This window comes from Aquimarina atlantica (genome assembly GCF_000626715.1).
Lineage (GTDB): Bacteria > Bacteroidota > Bacteroidia > Flavobacteriales > Flavobacteriaceae > Aquimarina > Aquimarina atlantica.
In genome coordinates, this window is the sequence record NZ_AQRA01000001.1 from 451427 (window position 1) to 469674 (window position 18248).

The following is an 18248-nucleotide window of genomic DNA, read 5'->3' on the forward strand; positions in this document are numbered from 1 at the left end:
TTTCTAACCATTAGAGCTATAGAGCTTATAAATACTACTCTTATATGTCTGACCTATAGGGATTTTGTGCGTATCGATTAAGATTCTGTTGCCTTCGATAGTTTTTATTTTATCGATAGCAACAATAAAAGATTTGTGAACTCGTATAAAATTGTCTTTTGATAAAAGTTCTTCTAAAGACGATATTTTTTCATGACTAACAATTATATCATCATTAAGATAGAGTTTGGTATAATTTCCATAAGCTTCTATAAACAAAATTGTTTCTGTAGCAATTTGGTGGTATTTTTTATCGCCTTTAATAAAAAAGCGAGTTGGTTTTAAAGCTGATGATGAGGTAGTTGCTGATCTATTTTTTACAACAGTATTAATGGTTTTATTAATAGCTTTTACAAACCTCTCAAAAGAAAATGGTTTTAATAGGTAATCCGTAATATCTAGTTCATATCCCTCGATAGCAAACTCTTTATACGCTGTTGTAACAATAATCTTAGGAGGGTTAGATAATGTTTTTAAGAATTCGAAACCCGACAATTTTGGCATATTCACATCCAAAAACATAAGATCTACTTGTTCTTTATTAAGCATTTGCATAGCCTCGAAAGCATCATAACAGTTACCTGCTTTTTCCAGGTGCGGTAGATTATTGCAATACCCTTCGATAATACGATGTGCAATAGGTTCGTCGTCTATAATAATATATCGTATCATTGTGTTTCTATCTCTAATGTTGTTTTGTAAACAGTCTTGTTTTTTTCGATAAGTAATCTATGTTTTTGGGGATAAATAAGTTTTAATCTGTCTTTTAAATTATCTAATCCAATACCTTTTTGATCAGTTACTTTCTGTTCCTCATAATTGTTCTCAATACAAAATAAAATAGTATTGTTTTTGGTTGTTAAATTAATATGAATATAAGCATCTTTTGTTAATCGCTCAACACCATGCTTAAATGCATTTTCTAATAAAATAATAAACAACAATGGTGCAACTTTATCATCTTCATGATACGTATAATCAAATGTTATAACCACTTTTTTTTGATACCGTATTTTATGTAATTCTATATAGTTCTCTAAATATTTGATTTCATCTTTTAATGATACAACATCTTGCTTCCCTTCATAAATAGTATATCGCATCATATCAGATAGTTTTAGAACTACTTCTGGAGCACTATCAGATTTTTCGACTGTTAGGCCATATAGATTGTTTAATGTATTAAAAAAGAAATGTGGATTTACCTGGCTTTTTAATAAAGCCAACTCAGCTTTCCCTTTTTCTGCTTTTAATGTCTTTAGCCATTTCCATTGTTCAAATAACCAAAGTATAATTAGAATGGGTATAGGTAAAGTAAGAATAATGAATGCAGTATCTTTTTCATTATTTAGGTAGGTGTCTAAGTTTTTAGAAAACAAGCGAACATAAAAGAAATAGGATATTGCAATGGTATAAAATACTAAAATGAAGAGCTTATATTTTTTAAAAAATGAAGAAAACGCTACATAAAAAATACCTAACCAAAACGATGTAATTAAAAATATAACAATAGGGTTATCAGGAGTTTTCCAATAACTATCTACTATAACAGCTACTATGAGTAGAAGTATTAGCCCAAGTATTTTGTATACTACAATTTTATTTTTTTTGAAATACTCGAATTTATAAATAGGAACTGATGCAATAAGCCACCAAAATGTAAAAATAACAATGACCTCTATATATTCATCTTTGGAAATTTTTATAAACCCTATATATTCTAGGTATAGTATGGTAAAAAAAACTACAAAAAAACCAATTACAAAAGCTTTATATTTTTTCAGAAATGTAATCATATCCACAAAAATACAGATGTTGTAGTGTCTTGACAATTAATTTGATGAACGATATTTTTTTTTGCCCAAACCCATTCCTTTTTTAGATCAACTCTATTTTGTAACGATTACACATGTTTGTATCAACTTTTTTAGTGTAGTGATCATGAAAGTTGGTTAGTGATCTTATTTCCGAATAGGTTCGTGTAAGAAATCATTAATTAATCAGATTATGAACAGATTGCATATTCAAAATTTATCAAAAACATATCCTAATGGAGTAAGAGCTTTGGATAATATCTCTCTTACTATTACCAATGGGATGTTTGGTCTATTAGGACCCAATGGAGCAGGAAAATCATCTTTAATGAGAACAATTGCCTCATTACAGGAACCTACATCGGGTACTATAACTTTTAATGACAAAGATATTGTTAATAACCCCCAGGAGATTAGAAATCATTTAGGGTATTTACCTCAAGAATTTGGGGTATATCCCAAAATATCAGCAATTCGATTATTAGATCATATAGCTATACTAAAAGGCATACTGAATAGCAAAGAACGCAAAGAACAAATAGAAGCGCTATTACAACAAACAAACTTATACCAACATCGAAAAAAAGCTGTACATACATTTTCTGGTGGTATGCGGCAACGGTTTGGAGTAGCCCAGGCACTATTAGGTAACCCACAGCTCATTATTGTAGACGAGCCAACTGCAGGATTAGATCCCGAGGAACGTAACCGATTTTTGAACTTATTAAGCGAAATAGGAGAGAATGTGATTGTTATTCTATCTACCCATATTGTAGAAGATGTTCGTGATTTATGTGCAAATATGGCTATTATGGGAGAAGGAAAAATTATAAAACAAGGCAACCCTATAAAGCTTACTAAGGCGTTAACCGGAAATGTTTGGACAAAGACTATAGCAAAAGAAGAACTTCAATTCTATAAAGAGCAGTTTAATGTAATTTCTACACGATTAGTTTCGGGAAAAACACAGATTCAGGTTTTTGCCGAGATCATTCCCGAAAATGGATTTGAAACTATGCAACCTGATCTCGAAAGTGTGTACTTCTCTACATTATTTAATAACCAACATATAAACAGCTAAGCTATGATATCTTCTTTATTACGTTTTGAAGCCAGCTACCAACTCAAACAAAAGGCATTTATTGGTTTTATCATTATTTTCCTTCTTTTTGGATTTATGTTGGGAAGCCAGGGAGCTTCTTTGGCTAAAGTAAATTTTAATTCTGCATATCAGATTAGTTATAACATTGCTATATTATCACTGGGGTGTATGTTTGCTATTATGTTTTTTGCTATTAGCGGAATGCTAAGAGATAAGCAATATCGAATGGAAGCTATAATCTATAGTACACCAATAAAGAAATCTCATTTTTTTCTTAGTCGATTTCTTGGAGTATTTGTATTTAGTTTGCTTGTTTTCTCGATGACTCTAATCGGTTTTGCTTTGGGTACATTTATGCCTTGGTTAGATCCAGAACGTTTAACCTCTTTTCATTTAAGTTATTATCTATGGACATGGTTACTCGTAGTTTTACCCAATGTTTTTGTTTGTACTGCATTTGTTTTTTCGGTTAGTGCATTTACCAAAAATAACATCGCCACATATAGTAGCGCAATTACAATATATGCACTATATTGGATTTGCTCTATCTTTTTTAACTCTCCCTTGTTGGCTAATGCAACACCTGCTTCTCCAGAAAATTTGATTATAGCGGCATTGGCAGATCCATTTGGGCTTTCGGCCTTTTTTGAACAAACTCAATACTGGACTCCTTTTGAAAAAAATACAAGATTACTTTCTTTTTCGGGTAATTTTCTGTGGAACAGGGTACTCTGGATTTCGATATCATTACTACTCTTAAAAATAACGTATACCTATTTTTCATTTAAGAAATTAAAACAAAAAAGAAAAAAGACAACACCTATTGAAGAAAAAGAAATGGTAAAGAGAGTATATCAACCCATTACTACTATAACGACAGCTATAAAAGCGCATGTAGAAGGTTTTAAATCCCTATTAAGAATTGAGCTTACCAATGTATTTAAAAGTTTACCGTTTATCGCTATTATATTAATTTGGATCGTTATTCTTGTTACCGAAATGTATACAAGAGTTAATCAGGGAGGAGCATATAATGATAGTTTATATCCAACAACAGATCTACTCATTTGGCTAATTAAAGATCCATTACCATTTTTAGGGTTATTGCTAATTGTATTTTATAGCGGAGAATTAGTTTGGCGTGAACGTAGCTTGCAGTTTAATGGTATAATTGATGCTACGCCAGCATCAAATATGGTATTCTTTTTATCAAAAGCCATAACACTTATTCTACTACCGGTTATATTAATCACAATAAGTATTATTACCGCTATTGGGATTCAAATTACAAAAGGCTATTATCTTTTTGAAATCGGGCAATACCTCTCTATGTTTTATTATTTAGGAATGAGTTTTCTCTTTTACATTTTATTAGCCCTGTTTACCCAAAGTTTATCACCTAATAAATATGTAGGTATGGCAATTACGGGATTGATTATTATTCTTTTCGGGAGCTCTCTGGCTTCATTTATAGGAATTGAACATCCATTGTTAAGAATAGGGAGTTTACCTGCTACAGAATATACCAATATGACAGGTTATGGAGATTATACCAAACCTTTTCATCATTATGCTGTTTATTGGACTTCATTAGGTTTAGTACTCACCGTATTATCTTTTAAATTATGGCAACGAGGGACAATACACAAGTTTATTTTCAGGTTAAAACAACTTCGATATCATTGGAAAAAATGGGAACTTGTGACACTAGTATTTTTTGGAATACTTTTTATAGCCTCGGGAGTAACTATTTACTATAACAAAAATGTCATAAATGAATATGTTACAGTAAGTGATAGTTTAGATTTTTGTGAAACATATGAAAAAAAATATAAGAAATACGATGTTCCCAGGCAGCTCGTTCCGGTGGCAATGAAAACCAAGATGGACATATATCCAGATGAAAATTTCTATACTATTAAAGCCAATTATATTCTCGAAAATAGAGGGAAAGATAGTTTACGAGAAATCTTTATTTCAGAGAGGGTTCCGGTTACCAACATGTTTATAGAAAATGCAGTATTAGAAAAACATGATAGTGTTTATGATATTCGAATTTTTAAATTCGAAGAACCTTTGGCTCCAGGAGAACAGGTAAAATACTCCTATATACTAACCTACCAAAAAAAAGGGTTTGAAACCAGTTCTATTTTGGTTAATAACGGGTCATTTATACAGCATAGTAATTTTGAACCCATTTTGGGATATACTACGAGTTTAGAAATTACAGATGCGTTTGAAAGAGAAAAACGAGGATTGCCAAAACAAATAGAGAATGAAGACAATGCTAGCCATTTTCATGCTGATGTATCACATGTTAAATTACCATATGAAACTGTTGTATCCACGCAAAAAAACCAAACTGCTATAGCAGCAGGAGAATTAGTAAAAACCTGGCAAGAAAACGATAGGAACTATTACCATTATAAATCGTCTCATGATATTATTCCTTTTATAGCTTACTATTCAGGATCTTATAAGATCGAGAAAGAAAACTATAAAGGAGTAGAAATCGAACAATATTATCACCCAGGGCATTATTATAACATCAATACTATTTCTAAGAGTACCAGGCAAACGTTGGACTATTGCCAAAAACACTTTACAGAGTATAAATTTGATCATATTCGAATTGCAGAAATACCAGGGCATTGGCGATTTGGCGGACAAGCACAACCAGGAACTATTGCGATGGTAGAAAATCGATTATATTTAACCGACAATCGTAATACGGATAATTTTGATCTTGTAGCCAAACGAACTATTCATGAAGTTGCACACCAATGGTGGGGTCATATGCTTACTCCTAAAAATGTAGATGGAGGAGGGGTAATCACAGAAGGATTAACCAAATATACCGAAGCAGTGATTATGGAAAAATATTATGGCAAAAAGGCAATTTGGCAATTAAGCAAATCTGCTACCACAAGATATTTTACTGGTCGTTCTTATGCTACTGATCCAGAACCTCCTTTATACACTGAAGAAGGACAGTCTTATTTACTTTACGGAAAAAGCTATGTTTCTCTGGTAGCTCTTAAAGATTTGATAGGAGAACAGAAAATGAACGAAGCCCTAAGAGGGTTAATAATCCAATATAAAGATGAAAAAGAATCTAAAGTTACATCAACAGAATTATTAAACGAATTTTATGCGGTTACTCCAGAGAAATACCATATTTTGATAGATGATTGGTTTAAACGTATTATTACCTATGATTTAAAAATCGAAAATGCAGAAGTTGCTGTACTCGATACTGGTAAATATGAAGTTACTATAGAGGTTTCGGCAAAACGTTTTGAAACCAAAGAAAATGGAGAAGCGGTAGCAATTTTAATAGATGAGCCTATTCAAATTGGAATGTTTTCAAAAGAGCCTGGTACAATAGATAATCAAGATGCCATACTATATTTAAAGCCTCATCAGATCAATACAAATCAAATGAAGCTTAAATTTATCGTAGATGAGATTCCTCAATATATCTCAATTGATCCTTTTGGTACTCGTTTGGATGAAAATACTATTGACAACACTAAGAAACCCACACGTATTTAAAGTGTAAGTAGTATAATTTATGATATGGTGAAAAATAATGGGAGTGTAAAAAAGAATTCATAACTTTCGAAATTCTATTACATTGAATTTATGAATAAAATACACTTCCTTATTTTTTTGTTAGGTTGTTTTACAGCATCCTTCTCTCAGGATGTAAATGAAGCTCAGCAATTTTGGAACTCATTACAGAATTTATGTGGAAAATCATTTGAAGGAACCCTGGAGTTACCTGTAGATGACGAGCAATTTGGTGGTAAACGATTAGTGATGCATGTGCGTTATTGTAGTGATAGTATTATAAAAATCCCTTTTTTTGTTGGAGATGATAGATCCAGAACCTGGGTGTTAACGTATAAGGATAACCGTATTATTTTAAAACATGATCATAGACATGAAGATGGTTCTGAGGATAAAATTACGCAATACGGTGGTAGTACAACAAATACAGGGCAGCAAGGTATACAAGTGTTTCCTGCAGATGAAGAAACAAAAAAAATGATCCCGGCGGCCTCTACTAATGTTTGGTGGATTACGGTTGATGATACAACTTTTACCTATAACTTAAGACGTTTAGGAACTCCACGTGTTTTTAAAGTTGTAATGGATATCACAAAACCAGTAGAAAACCCCGAAGCTCCTTGGGGTTGGGAAGATAATTAATACATTCTTAAGTATAGTGTTGTATTATGTTGGATAATATAGATCATAAAATTATCAATAGGCTTAAAGATAATTCAAGAGCATCCTATGTAGAAATTGGTCGACATATAGGACTTTCTCCATCTTCGGTTAGAGAGCGTATTCAAAAATTAGAGGATCTTGGGATAATAAAGGGGTATAGACTCGAGTTAGATACTAAAAAACTAGGCTTTGGTATAGAAGTTCTTATTATGCTCAAATTATTTAGTGGAAACCTGAATGTATTTTGTGAAGAATTGGATAAATTTCCAGAAATTACTGAAGCACATCGTGTTACAGGTTCTCACAATATCTCTATGAAGGTGATATTGGTTGATCAATTACATTTACAACAGTTTATTGATAAATTATTGCGATATGGTGACCCTACAACATATTTGATTTTATCAAACCTTATAGAAGAGAAGCAATAAAATATCATGGATCTATTTTAAAATCATCATTTATGATTGTAGCTCCATTAGGTTGTTCTGTAATGTTTAAGTGACGAACTTCTCCAGCACCTAAAAATCGATAACGAATACCCACTAATTTTCCTATAGACTCGTTGTATTGTCTCGAATAGATTTCTGTATCATCAACAAAGACAGTCAATTTTTTTTCTATAATATTGATATCAATAATTCTGAAATCAGAAAAATCAACACCAAAGGCAGAAAGATCATGTTCCTTACCTTTTAAGTACACATCATTAAGCATTACATTAATATCTGAAACACATCCCGGAATAGAAAATGGTACTATTATAGCTCCATTAGTACCTAATATAACTATTCTGAGTTTTTGACAAACAGCCCATTTTTCTCTATACAGGTTACGAACAGAGGTCTTGATTTTAATATTATCTCCAGATACATCTTTAAAATCCTTTACCAAATGAAAAGTAGAAACCACAGGTTCTGTGGCAGATTTTATTTCATTGAGGATTGTATTTGAAAACGATAGCCTATCTCGAAGCATGTCTGTATTAGAGACGTATTTTGGAATAGGTTTATAATCTATAGTACTTACCCAGTTATTAGAAGTAATAAACAAATCATGCTCCTTTATGATTTGCCCATCAACCAGAAGTTTGGCACCAAAATATCCAGGAAAATAGTAAATACCAGTAGCTTTTTTTTGCCCTGGTTTTATTTTAATGGTTTTGGTAACATCCCAGAATTGTTGAATGTATATGCTATCAGATTTAATCGTATTTAGATCAAAATCAAAGACTACAGAATTAGGTAATCCTTGGGTTATTGGTCTACTACTAAAAGTGATTTTTGAGAAATCAATAGTAGTATCTTCATTTTTTTTGGCTCCAATCATAGAATAAAACGAAATAAACACGATAGTCATGATCGAGGCAGAAACCATAATAACACCAAGGTTATGAGTTATCTTTTTTCCTAGCCATGAAGGCTTTTTGACATCTTTTTTATTTTTGAAATCTCTCCAGTTTGCATATCCTGCAAATTGTGAAAGCGTATTTAGTGTACTAATACTAGGAGCACTCTTATATTTTACCTTACCCCAAACACGTTTTAAGGTTGTTGGACTTAAAAGAATACCTGTGCTTTGCTGGATACTTTCACTAAGTTCTATAAATACATCATTATGCCATTGATCAGAGTTTCCCCACTCGAGTTTCTCTTCGATTTCTAGCAAACATTGTTGCACTAATGTATGTTCTGGATACGTGTTCATAATATCAAACAAAAATCATTAAAAATTACGACTTGAACAACATTGAACCGATTTGCACGAACTTGTTTATGCTTTGTATACCCATAGATAGGATCTTTGAATAAAATCAAAAAATAATACTTATGATCAGATATATTGTAATCATTATAGCCTGCACTTTTTTTATTCAAAATGGGAATTCTCAAAATATAATTCCTTTAGATACGATTCATTGGGAAATAAATGCTCAATCTTATGTCTTAGAAAATTATAAAGGGAAAGATGCCATTTATATTCAGCGTGGCTTGGCCTATTTGAAAGATACCAAATTCTTGAATGGTACTATTGAATTTGATGTATATCTTACCAATCGACAAGGGTTTCCTGGTATTCGTTTTAGAGCATCTGATAGAAATAATATGGAATCTTTTTACCTGCGAGCTCATCTTTCGGGTAAACCCGATGCCAATCAAGCGGCTCCTGTTATTAATGGTATAACACCATGGCAACTTTATTTTGGGCCAAAATACTCTTTTGCATATGACTATAATTATGATGACTGGACCCATGTAAAAATAGTCGTTAATGGCCGTAGAGCACAGATATACCTAGACTATTCTGAAACTCCACATCTATCATGGAATCTAGTTCATGATCCCAAGGAAGGAGGAATTGCAATAGGAGGCGGGGGTGCCGCAGCCATGCACTATGCGAATTTTAAGATTGATAAAAGTAAATATGAAATAGTAGATTTTAAGCCTATAAAAAGAAAACCAATTGAAGGATTGATTTCAAAATGGCAAGTATCTGATATGTTTGAAGAAAAACTGGTAAATAACCCAAAGAAACTAAAAGAAGTAATTCAATCTAGAAAATGGGGAAAAACAATCCAGGTAGAAGAAGGTACGGCAGCAAATATTGCAAGAGAAGTAGTTTTGGTTAATGGAGCTCCCGCAAACACTGTTTTTACAAAAATCAATATTACTTCAAACAAAGATCAAATAAAACTGTTTGAATTTGGATACAGTGATAGAGTAGTAGCTATTTTAAACGGTAGACCTATATATAAAGGAACGAATAGATGGCGTTCTAGAGATTACCGATATTTAGGTACTGTAGGATTGTTTGATGCTATATATCTAGATTTGAAAAAAGGAGAAAACACGCTTCTATTGGCTGTTTCTGAAGATTTTGGTGGTTGGTTGGTAACAGGAAAATTTCCTGATCAAAATGGGATTGAAATACAATAAAGTAACAATCTAGTAATGAAAATTATAATTGTGAATCTTTGATAGAGATGATGTAACCGGATAATGATAAAAATTTAGCTGAGTAAGTTATTGATATTTGGCTTATATATTTTCCCTATAGGGATTTTATGATCCTTAATTATTATTCGGTTACCTTCAATGAGTTCTATTTTACTCTTTGCAATAATAAATGATTTATGAACCTTTATAAAATCTTTTTTAGACAACATCTCTTCAAAAGAAGATAGTGTTTGATGAGTAATGATCATTTGATCTTCTAAATACACCTTTACATAATTTCCATAAGCTTCTAAGAACAAAAGATCTTTTAGCTTTACCTGGTAATGCTTTTTGTTGTCCTTTAAAAACATACTAGAATCATCTATATTTTTTGCATTTTGTGAATGTAAAGACAATATTCCCTGCACTTTTTGTATTGCTGTCAAAAAGCGCTGAAAACTGAATGGTTTTAATAAGTAATCATCGATATTAAGTTCATAACCTTCTAATGCAAACTCTTTATAAGCAGTAGTCACAATAATTTTAGGAGGATTGGATAATGTCTTTAAAAAATCAAAACCTGTAAGCTTGGGCATATTAATATCTAGAAATACTAAATCTACCTGATGGTGATTTAGATATTCTATCGCTTCAAACGCATTATAACAATGTTTTTGAAGCGATAAATAAGGTAGATTACTACTGTAATCTTCAATAATATCGTGCGAAGCGATTTCGTCGTCTATTATTATATAGGTAATCATGATTTGTATAATTCTAATTCTACAAAATATATTTGATTTTGATTGCTAATCGTCAATTTGTGTTTATTTGGGTAAAGTAAATTAAGACGATTTTTTAAATTTTCTAAACCAATACCTCCAGGCTTTTTATGTGTATCAGGATCATAATTGTTTTTTATGGTAAATAGTATTTGGTTATCATTTTCTCGCAGTTGTATATGTATAAAAGATTGATATACAAGTTTTTCTACTCCATGTTTAAACGAATTCTCTAATAACACAATAAACAATAACGGAGGGATTGGGTAATCTTTATTAATGATATAATGTTTAAAATCGATATCGATTACTTTATGATACCTAGCGGTTTGCAATTCAATAAAATTGGTTAAATATCTAATTTCTTCTTCGAGAGGAACAGTTTCTTCTTTTCCATCATAAATGGTAAATCGCATCATATCTGATAGTTTAAGCACATATTCTTGTGCTGTATCAGGATCTTTTTTAATCAAAGAGTATAGATTATTAAGTGTATTAAAGAAAAAATGAGGGTTTATTTGAGTTTTTAAAAGTTTTAACTCTGCCTGGGCTTTATCATTTTTAAGGGTTTGTACTTTTTTCCATTGTTCAAACACCCACGAAAAAATGATATAAAAAATTAATAGTGTTAATAATATTCCAAATAAATCGGTAAGCCAAATGTTATGATTAACTACCCAAAAACTCTCTTTATCATCATCAATTCTGTTGGCCATATTCATCCCGAAAATCAATATTCCTATTGCAGAACTATACACAATCGTTTTTATAATAGAATTGGCCCAATTTGTCTTTAGTTTACCTGTTTTAAATAGATAAAATAATAACATATAAGAAATAACTAAACCAGTAAGGAAATTAAAAAAAATATGTAGTTCACTATTACTGTTTTTATAAATCAGGCTTAATGTAGCCAGAATTATAGCTAGAATAGTGGTAATATAAAACCTCTTTTTTAACGTCATCATTCAAATATATTAAAGATTCACAGAAGTTATATTATCTGTCATGTTTCTATCTAACCTGGTATAATATGGATCAATACTTATATAGGTTGGTATTTCTTTGGTAATAATTTTAAAAACCATGTTTTTTTTATTGATTTGGTGAGATTCTAAATAGAGAATATCTTTATCATCATTGATGGCTTCAGGGTGTTTTTTAAATATTCCAATTTTAATAGGTTCGTTAATATTAATTGTGATTTCTTTTCCCGTAGTATCCGTTTCAAAGCGTTGCGCTTTTATATCTATCGCAATTTCGTAAGTACCATTATTAAGTTTTTTATAAGAAGTATTCTTAATTCCTAAATCATACGTGATTACACGTTTCATCCAATCATCTATTAAAGTATGATACTCTTTAGGAGTAACCGAATATAACTCTTGAAGAAAATCAAGTGTTGTTGCAGTGGGTTTATGACTGTATTTGTGTATCATATTTTGTAGCGCAATGTTTAGATTGGATTCTCCTATAAGATCTTTTATCGCAGACATAACAATTGACCCTTTGCTATATCCCAGGTATTGTTGTAACTGACTTATGTATAATGGTGGTTCTGTTTCTGTTGCATGAGAACGACCACTAAAATATCTTTTTATCGTATGTTCTGATAGTTGTCTAACCATAGCTTTACCGTATAATTTTTTCATAATCACAGTTTCAGAATATTTGGCTAAAGATTCTGATAAAACCATGAATCCATCAATTCGTTTTGGTGTAAGTAGGCCTCCCCACCATTGATGAGCTATTTCATGAATAATCACTCTGGCAATTACATTAAAGTCCTGTGGGTTTGAAATATCTCTTTTAAAAACTTTTTCGTTAATACTGATCACTCCTGGCATTGCCTGGCCGTTGGCCCCACCGCCGCCAAATATTGGCATTTCGCCGATACGAAGATATTTATGAGAGTATTCTCCAAAATTATCAGTTGCGTAATCAATAGTAGCTTTAGCCACTTTTATCATTTCTGCTATATTTCTATGATGTTCAGGGAGATAGTATAATTCAATTTGAATGCCTTTGTGATTTGTTTTTTCAATTTTGTAACGTGCAGAATGGTATGCCACCATACTGTTGATTTTGCCTTTAGATTTATAATGATAGTAATTTCTATTATCCGATTTCCATTGTTTTATTAAATCTCCGGAGCATAGCACAGATTGATCGTTTGATGTAGAGACTACGGTCTCGAAATCTATTTTTTCAAAATTAAATTTCCCTCCAATTTGCAAATAGTTGTCATTCACTACTGGCTTTTCTTTTATAGGCAATCCTCGCTTTTCCCGTTCATAAGCATGACTAATCTCATATTCATTTACATAGCCCAAATGAGGACTAAACTGATGACTTTTAATATAAGATCCATTACTTGTAATACTATGATCGATATCAAATCCAGAAGAATTTTTGGTTAAGTTATATTTCATTTTTAGGATAGAACCTTGTTGTAATGGGGTATGAAGTTTGAATAAGTAAGTTCCTATAATCGAATCGTGAAAAACTTGTGTGCTATTTTCTATAGATAGCTTTTTTAATGGTATTGGTGCAGTAATAAAGATTTCTTTTATAGGTTGAGAGGTTGTATTCGTTATCAAACAGGAAGCTTTTACTTCATATTTTTGCTCATTAGGAAAAATATCTACCGCTGTTTGTACAGAAACCAACTTTGGTACCACTAGATGATCATATTTTTTATATGTACGTTCATATTTCTCATTAAAATCATATATTTCATCTGCCACTTCATATTTATTGATGATATTGATATTATAATAGATGTATGTGCCGATAGTTATAAATAGAAACACAAAGCTTATTAATACTACTTTTTCTTTTTTATTCCATATTATTCTTGTGTACGTTTTAATAGTAGAAATAGTTCCTCTTTTCCATAATTTAAAACTGAATAACGCTACTATTCCTGCAAAAGTGATCCAATACAAGGATAACCAGTTAAACTTCACAACATATTGCCCATATTGATTAAAATCTGAATACGCTCTAGCCATGTTTGGAAGATTATTGAAAAGAATTAAAGGGTGTTCTAATCCTACACTATTACTTAAAGGACCAAATAACAGCAGAATACCTCCGGAAATTACCATTCCTAGATATTTGTTAGATACTATATTTTGAATCAATAATGCGAAAATCGTATATAGTAAAACCTGAAGTCCTCCGAAATAAAACATCGAAAAATAATGAGTTAATTCTAAATCATAATAACCATTTGAAAACTGAAACGTTATTGCAACAAAGATTGATATTAGAATAAGCAGTATGGGTATTATTGTTATGGTGATATATTTAGAAATAAAAAAAGTGCTATTTTTTGTAGGTGTTGCCTCAATAATTTCATGAAACTCGTTAAATCTTGATTTCCATACCATTTCGCCGGTATAAAAGACAATGAGTAATAATCCCATTATAGGTAAAATTTCATGAATTAAACCTATAAACAGGTCTGTAGTAGGATAACGATTGCCATAAATCCCAAAGCTGCGTACACTATTATTAAACGCTAGTATAATCATAACAATCCATAGTAGTACGATGACCAGAAAAGGAATTCCTGTAATTATCATTTTTGTATCTAATACTACAATCGACTTAATACGTGCTATTCTTGTGGTTAATGTATCAAAAGCAATAGTTACTGGTTTATAAATAGAATTACTAGGTTTATCTGCTATAAGTATAGCTTGTTTTTTTACTTTTTGATTAAGTTTCCTGAAACGGAATAATCGATATGATATTACTATAGATGCAAGGCCAAAAAATATCCAAATAACTCTGTTCCATGCAAAATGCCTGGATAGTGAAATCAGAGTTTCGTTTTTTTCTATAGGGGTTAAGAATTGAGTTTGTTCAAAAAAGGCACTTAGCCCTATTGGATCTACTAAAGACGCAATTGCCAAAACCTCTGGATCAGAAAGTATAGAACCACCAACAAGAGGAGAATTAATATAGAATCCCGAAATCCAATGAATAGCAATAAGTAAGAGTCCGGTGATGTATGTCACTATAGCTTTTTGCGATAGGAGTGTTGTCGAAAATAGAATAGCAGTGCAGACAAAAACATTAGGAACTACAATTGTTAACCAAGGCCATAGATAATGATTTATGTTAAAATGATGCAATGTTTCTGGATTTAGATTGGCAATGTTTGCTCCAATAAAAACTCCTAATAAAGCAACACTACCGATAAAAAGAGATATCAAAAAGAGACCTAGAAAGCGATTGATTAAAAAGCTATGTTTTTGTATTCCGGTACTAAAAATTATTTCTTTGGTATGAAAAGCGGTATCCCTTAGTAGCCCATTAACACAAAAAAATATACTCGCAAATACAACGCCTATACTTATAATACCTGATAAAAAACTTAAGTTATAAGCATCGTTATACATATTACTGAATTCTAGATATTGAAAAGCTTGTGTAATGGCAAGAATACCATATCCTATAAACAATACTAAAAATAGTATAAAGGAAGTCTGGCGAGTATGATATCGCCACTCGAACTGAAGTAATTTCATTGTCATGATTATTTATTTATTAATTGTAGAAAAGTAGACATCTTCTAAATCTGGTTTAGAAGCTTTAAACCCATGTTCTGGCTGATGATCTGATAATACGCGAAGTTCTATTTTACCCCCAAATAACCGGGTGGATAAAACATTAAAAGCATTCTTAAATGCCATAACATTTTCTTTGGCAACAACCTTATGCCATATTTTACCCTCTAAGTGAGTAATAAGTTCTGAAGGAATACCTTGTTTTAGTATTTTTCCTTCTCCCATAATTGCCATATGAGCACATAGATTTTTAATGTCTTCGACAATATGAGTAGAAAGAATGATGATTCTATGTTCTCCTATTTCACTTAGTAAATTGTGAAAACGATTACGTTCCTCTGGATCCAAACCAGCTGTAGGTTCGTCTACAATAATAAGTTTGGGATCGCCTAGGAGTGCTTGTGCGATCCCAAATCGTTGACGCATACCACCAGAAAAGGTCTTTACAGATTTTTTTCGTACTGTATATAGATTCGTTTGATGTAATAATCCCTCTATTTGTTCTTTACGTTCTTTGCTATTCAGTACGCCTTTTAGTATGGCTATATGATCTAATAGTCGAATTGCTGATATTTTGGGATATACCCCAAATTCCTGCGGTAGATATCCCAATTGATTTCGAATAATTTGTGGTTCCTTACTACTAAGTGTATCATTAAACAATACGTTTCCCTGAGTAGGCTCTTGTAGTGTTGCTAAAGTACGTATTAGTGAAGATTTTCCTGCACCATTAGGACCTAATAACCCAAACATACCATTGGTAATTGTTAAGTTAATATCCTGTAATGCTTTTACTCCGTTGGAATAAGTTTTAGATAGATTTTCAATTTTTAAAGTATTCATAGGATTCGTTTTAACTGACAGTACGAACCTACTTATAGCATCTAAATCTTACTATTTATTTTGATGAACGTCCTTTAAGTGTTGATGAAAAAACAGTACGATATGACATAAATTTTATTATTGAATAATATCGTATTGTTTCGAAATAAAGCTGTTTAATAATATAGTGCCTTCAATTAAAAATGATATAGGTAAGTAATTAGGTATTATTTATATATTAGCCACTATCTATCAAAGTGTAGTTTTTTGATACTGAAGATGTATATTATTAACGATCTAAATACTAGGAGAAAGATAAATTAATGAGATCATCAAAGAAAAAGAGGTTTTCAATTTTATTTGATAAACATTACAAAAAACTCTTCAATTATTCTTTTAAGGTGGTTAAAGAAAGAGATCTTTCTCAAGAATTAGTACAAGAAACATTTATTAAACTTTGGGAAAAAATAGAGCAAATTCAATCAAATGATCGTTCGATAGAATCATTTCTTATTGTCACTTTAAAGAATAAGATAATTGACCATACCAGAAAGCATAAGACCCGGGAAAAACATACCAATTTATATTCACTAAACCGTGATATCCAAGAAAACATAGATAATGAATGGGAGTTGTTACAAAAAATAGATAGTATTTATGCTTCTCTTCCACAAAAGACGATAGAAATATTTAGATTATCACGGGACCAAGGGTTTACTTATCAGGAAATTGCTACACAAAAAAATATTTCTGTAAAAACAGTAGAGCTTCATATTTCCAAAGCGTTAACCGCATTTCGGCAAGGGTTACAAGATTATTTATAATTTTTGATAGGGTGTAACTATGTGACTAACGTCTTATAGTAAAATACCTAATTATGAAACAGGGTCAAATAACAGAAGCAGATATTTGGGGATATATCTCAAAAAGCTCAGATAAAGCTACAAATAAAAGAGTAGAAGAGTGGATGAATTCTGATGATTTTAATGAAGATCTATTTAATAAAATACAGAATATTTACAATGTTACCGGCAATACCCCAAAGCATAGTGATTTAGAAATAAATACTGCCAAGCAAAAGTTTTTTAATGCAATAGAAAATGAAAAAAGAAGAAACGATAGCTGGAAAAAGATAATAAAATATGCAGCTATGGTAGCAATTTTAGTATCAACGGCTGTATATACTTATCAAATTCTACTCCCCAATAATATTATAAGCATTGAGACTACGTATAGTGATCATGAGCAAATACATCTTCCCGATGGCTCTGTTGTTTGGTTAAATTCTTCAAGTAAGCTGTCTTATAATCCTAAATCTCCAAGAACACTATTTATAGATGGTGAGGCTTTTTTTGAAGTAGCAAAAGATAAAGAACACCCTTTTACTGTAGAGACGCCAGATCATGTTATAGTAAAAGCTTTAGGGACAAGTTTTAATGTAAAATCATATGCAGAAAATACATTTACAGAAACAGTATTATTAACCGGTAAAGTCGAAGTAAGCTCTAAAGAGTATTTCAAAAATAACATCATAATGCTTCCAAATGATAAAGTGAAGATTTTTAAGAATGATGGGCGTGTAGTTACTTCAAAATCCAATAATGCTGTGAGTAGTATTGCCTGGAGAGATGGTAAAATACAATTCAATAATAAACCATTTTTAGAAATAGCCAATGATTTAAAAATTCAACATAATGTTAATATACGTTTTGAAAACAAACAAATATCCAATTCAAAATTTACAGGATCCTTTGATCAGGATTTATCAATTAATGACATTCTTGAAGTATTAAAAGCTTCAAAAGATTTTAAATATGAATATAATACAAAAGCAAATGAGTGGATAATTAAATAAAATAAAAAAGTGGGAAAACTGCCATTTTCCCACCGATGTGTCAATACTATTCTAATCGCGAAAATCAGTAATAATTAACAAC

The 18248-nt window shown here is 31.2% G+C and carries 14 protein-coding genes; 7 read left to right on the forward strand and 7 right to left on the reverse strand.

All coding sequences use genetic code 11. The features are described from left to right. Nucleotides 1-3 precede the first annotated feature (3 nt). Both ATO12_RS02020 and ATO12_RS02025 read right to left on the reverse strand, forming a co-directional pair. Nucleotides 4-711, reverse strand: a complete 708-nt coding sequence (locus ATO12_RS02020; RefSeq protein ID WP_034238177.1) for a LytR/AlgR family response regulator transcription factor — start codon at nt 709-711, stop codon at nt 4-6. Beyond that, a complete protein-coding gene (locus ATO12_RS02025; protein WP_034238179.1) occupies nt 708-1835 on the reverse strand; it encodes a sensor histidine kinase in 1128 nt (375 codons plus the stop codon). The genes ATO12_RS02020 and ATO12_RS02025 overlap by 4 nt, the downstream gene beginning before the upstream one ends. A gap of 211 nt (nt 1836-2046) precedes the next feature. Between ATO12_RS02025 and ATO12_RS02030 the strand changes: the two genes are divergently transcribed. The 4 genes from ATO12_RS02030 (at nt 2047) to ATO12_RS02045 (ending at nt 7622) form a co-directional block, all read left to right on the forward strand. Then, nucleotides 2047-2934, forward strand: a complete 888-nt coding sequence (locus tag ATO12_RS02030; protein WP_034238181.1) for an ABC transporter ATP-binding protein — start codon at nt 2047-2049, stop codon at nt 2932-2934. 3 nt (nt 2935-2937) lie between these two features. Beyond that, entirely contained in the window at nt 2938-6510 is a 3573-nt protein-coding gene (locus tag ATO12_RS02035; RefSeq protein WP_034238183.1) for an ABC transporter permease/M1 family aminopeptidase, read from the forward strand. 90 nt (nt 6511-6600) lie between these two features. Beyond that, nucleotides 6601-7170, forward strand: a complete 570-nt coding sequence (locus ATO12_RS02040; protein ID WP_034238186.1) for a hypothetical protein — start codon at nt 6601-6603, stop codon at nt 7168-7170. Nucleotides 7171-7196: 26 nt separating this feature from the next. Beyond that, nucleotides 7197-7622 (forward strand): Lrp/AsnC family transcriptional regulator, encoded by a 426-nt coding sequence (locus tag ATO12_RS02045; RefSeq protein WP_034238188.1) that lies wholly within the window; start codon nt 7197-7199, stop codon nt 7620-7622. Nucleotides 7623-7626: 4 nt separating this feature from the next. On the opposite strand, the gene ATO12_RS02050 is transcribed toward ATO12_RS02045, so the two are convergent. Continuing rightward, the gene (locus tag ATO12_RS02050; protein ID WP_034238190.1) at nt 7627-8898 is read right to left on the reverse strand and encodes a hypothetical protein; all 1272 of its coding nucleotides are present in this window, start codon (nt 8896-8898) and stop codon (nt 7627-7629) included. A gap of 122 nt (nt 8899-9020) precedes the next feature. On the opposite strand from ATO12_RS02050, the gene ATO12_RS02055 reads away from it, so the two are divergent. Then, nucleotides 9021-10127, forward strand: a complete 1107-nt coding sequence (locus ATO12_RS02055) for a hypothetical protein (protein ID WP_034238192.1) — start codon at nt 9021-9023, stop codon at nt 10125-10127. Nucleotides 10128-10201: 74 nt separating this feature from the next. Here the strand turns inward: ATO12_RS02055 and ATO12_RS02060 are convergent, their stop codons facing one another. The 4 genes from ATO12_RS02060 to ATO12_RS02075 are packed head-to-tail and all read right to left on the reverse strand — an operon-like array spanning nt 10202 to nt 16332. After that, entirely contained in the window at nt 10202-10891 is a 690-nt protein-coding gene (locus ATO12_RS02060) for a LytR/AlgR family response regulator transcription factor (protein ID WP_034238195.1), read from the reverse strand. After that, a complete protein-coding gene (locus ATO12_RS02065) occupies nt 10888-11874 on the reverse strand; it encodes a sensor histidine kinase (RefSeq protein WP_051575535.1) in 987 nt (328 codons plus the stop codon). The genes ATO12_RS02060 and ATO12_RS02065 overlap by 4 nt, the downstream gene beginning before the upstream one ends. 12 nt (nt 11875-11886) lie before the next feature. Further along, nucleotides 11887-15450 (reverse strand): ABC transporter permease/M1 family aminopeptidase, encoded by a 3564-nt coding sequence (locus tag ATO12_RS02070; RefSeq protein WP_051575536.1) that lies wholly within the window; start codon nt 15448-15450, stop codon nt 11887-11889. A 12-nt stretch (nt 15451-15462) separates the two neighbouring features. Further along, a complete protein-coding gene (locus tag ATO12_RS02075; RefSeq protein ID WP_034238198.1) occupies nt 15463-16332 on the reverse strand; it encodes an ABC transporter ATP-binding protein in 870 nt (289 codons plus the stop codon). A 302-nt stretch (nt 16333-16634) separates the two neighbouring features. Between ATO12_RS02075 and ATO12_RS02080 the strand changes: the two genes are divergently transcribed. Together ATO12_RS02080 and ATO12_RS02085 are read left to right on the forward strand one after the other, a co-directional pair. Beyond that, nucleotides 16635-17135, forward strand: coding sequence for an RNA polymerase sigma factor (locus tag ATO12_RS02080; RefSeq protein WP_034238200.1), 501 nt, complete (start codon nt 16635-16637; stop codon nt 17133-17135). 53 nt (nt 17136-17188) lie between these two features. Next, a complete protein-coding gene (locus tag ATO12_RS02085) occupies nt 17189-18166 on the forward strand; it encodes a FecR family protein (RefSeq protein WP_034238201.1) in 978 nt (325 codons plus the stop codon). Nucleotides 18167-18248: the final 82 nt, after the last annotated feature.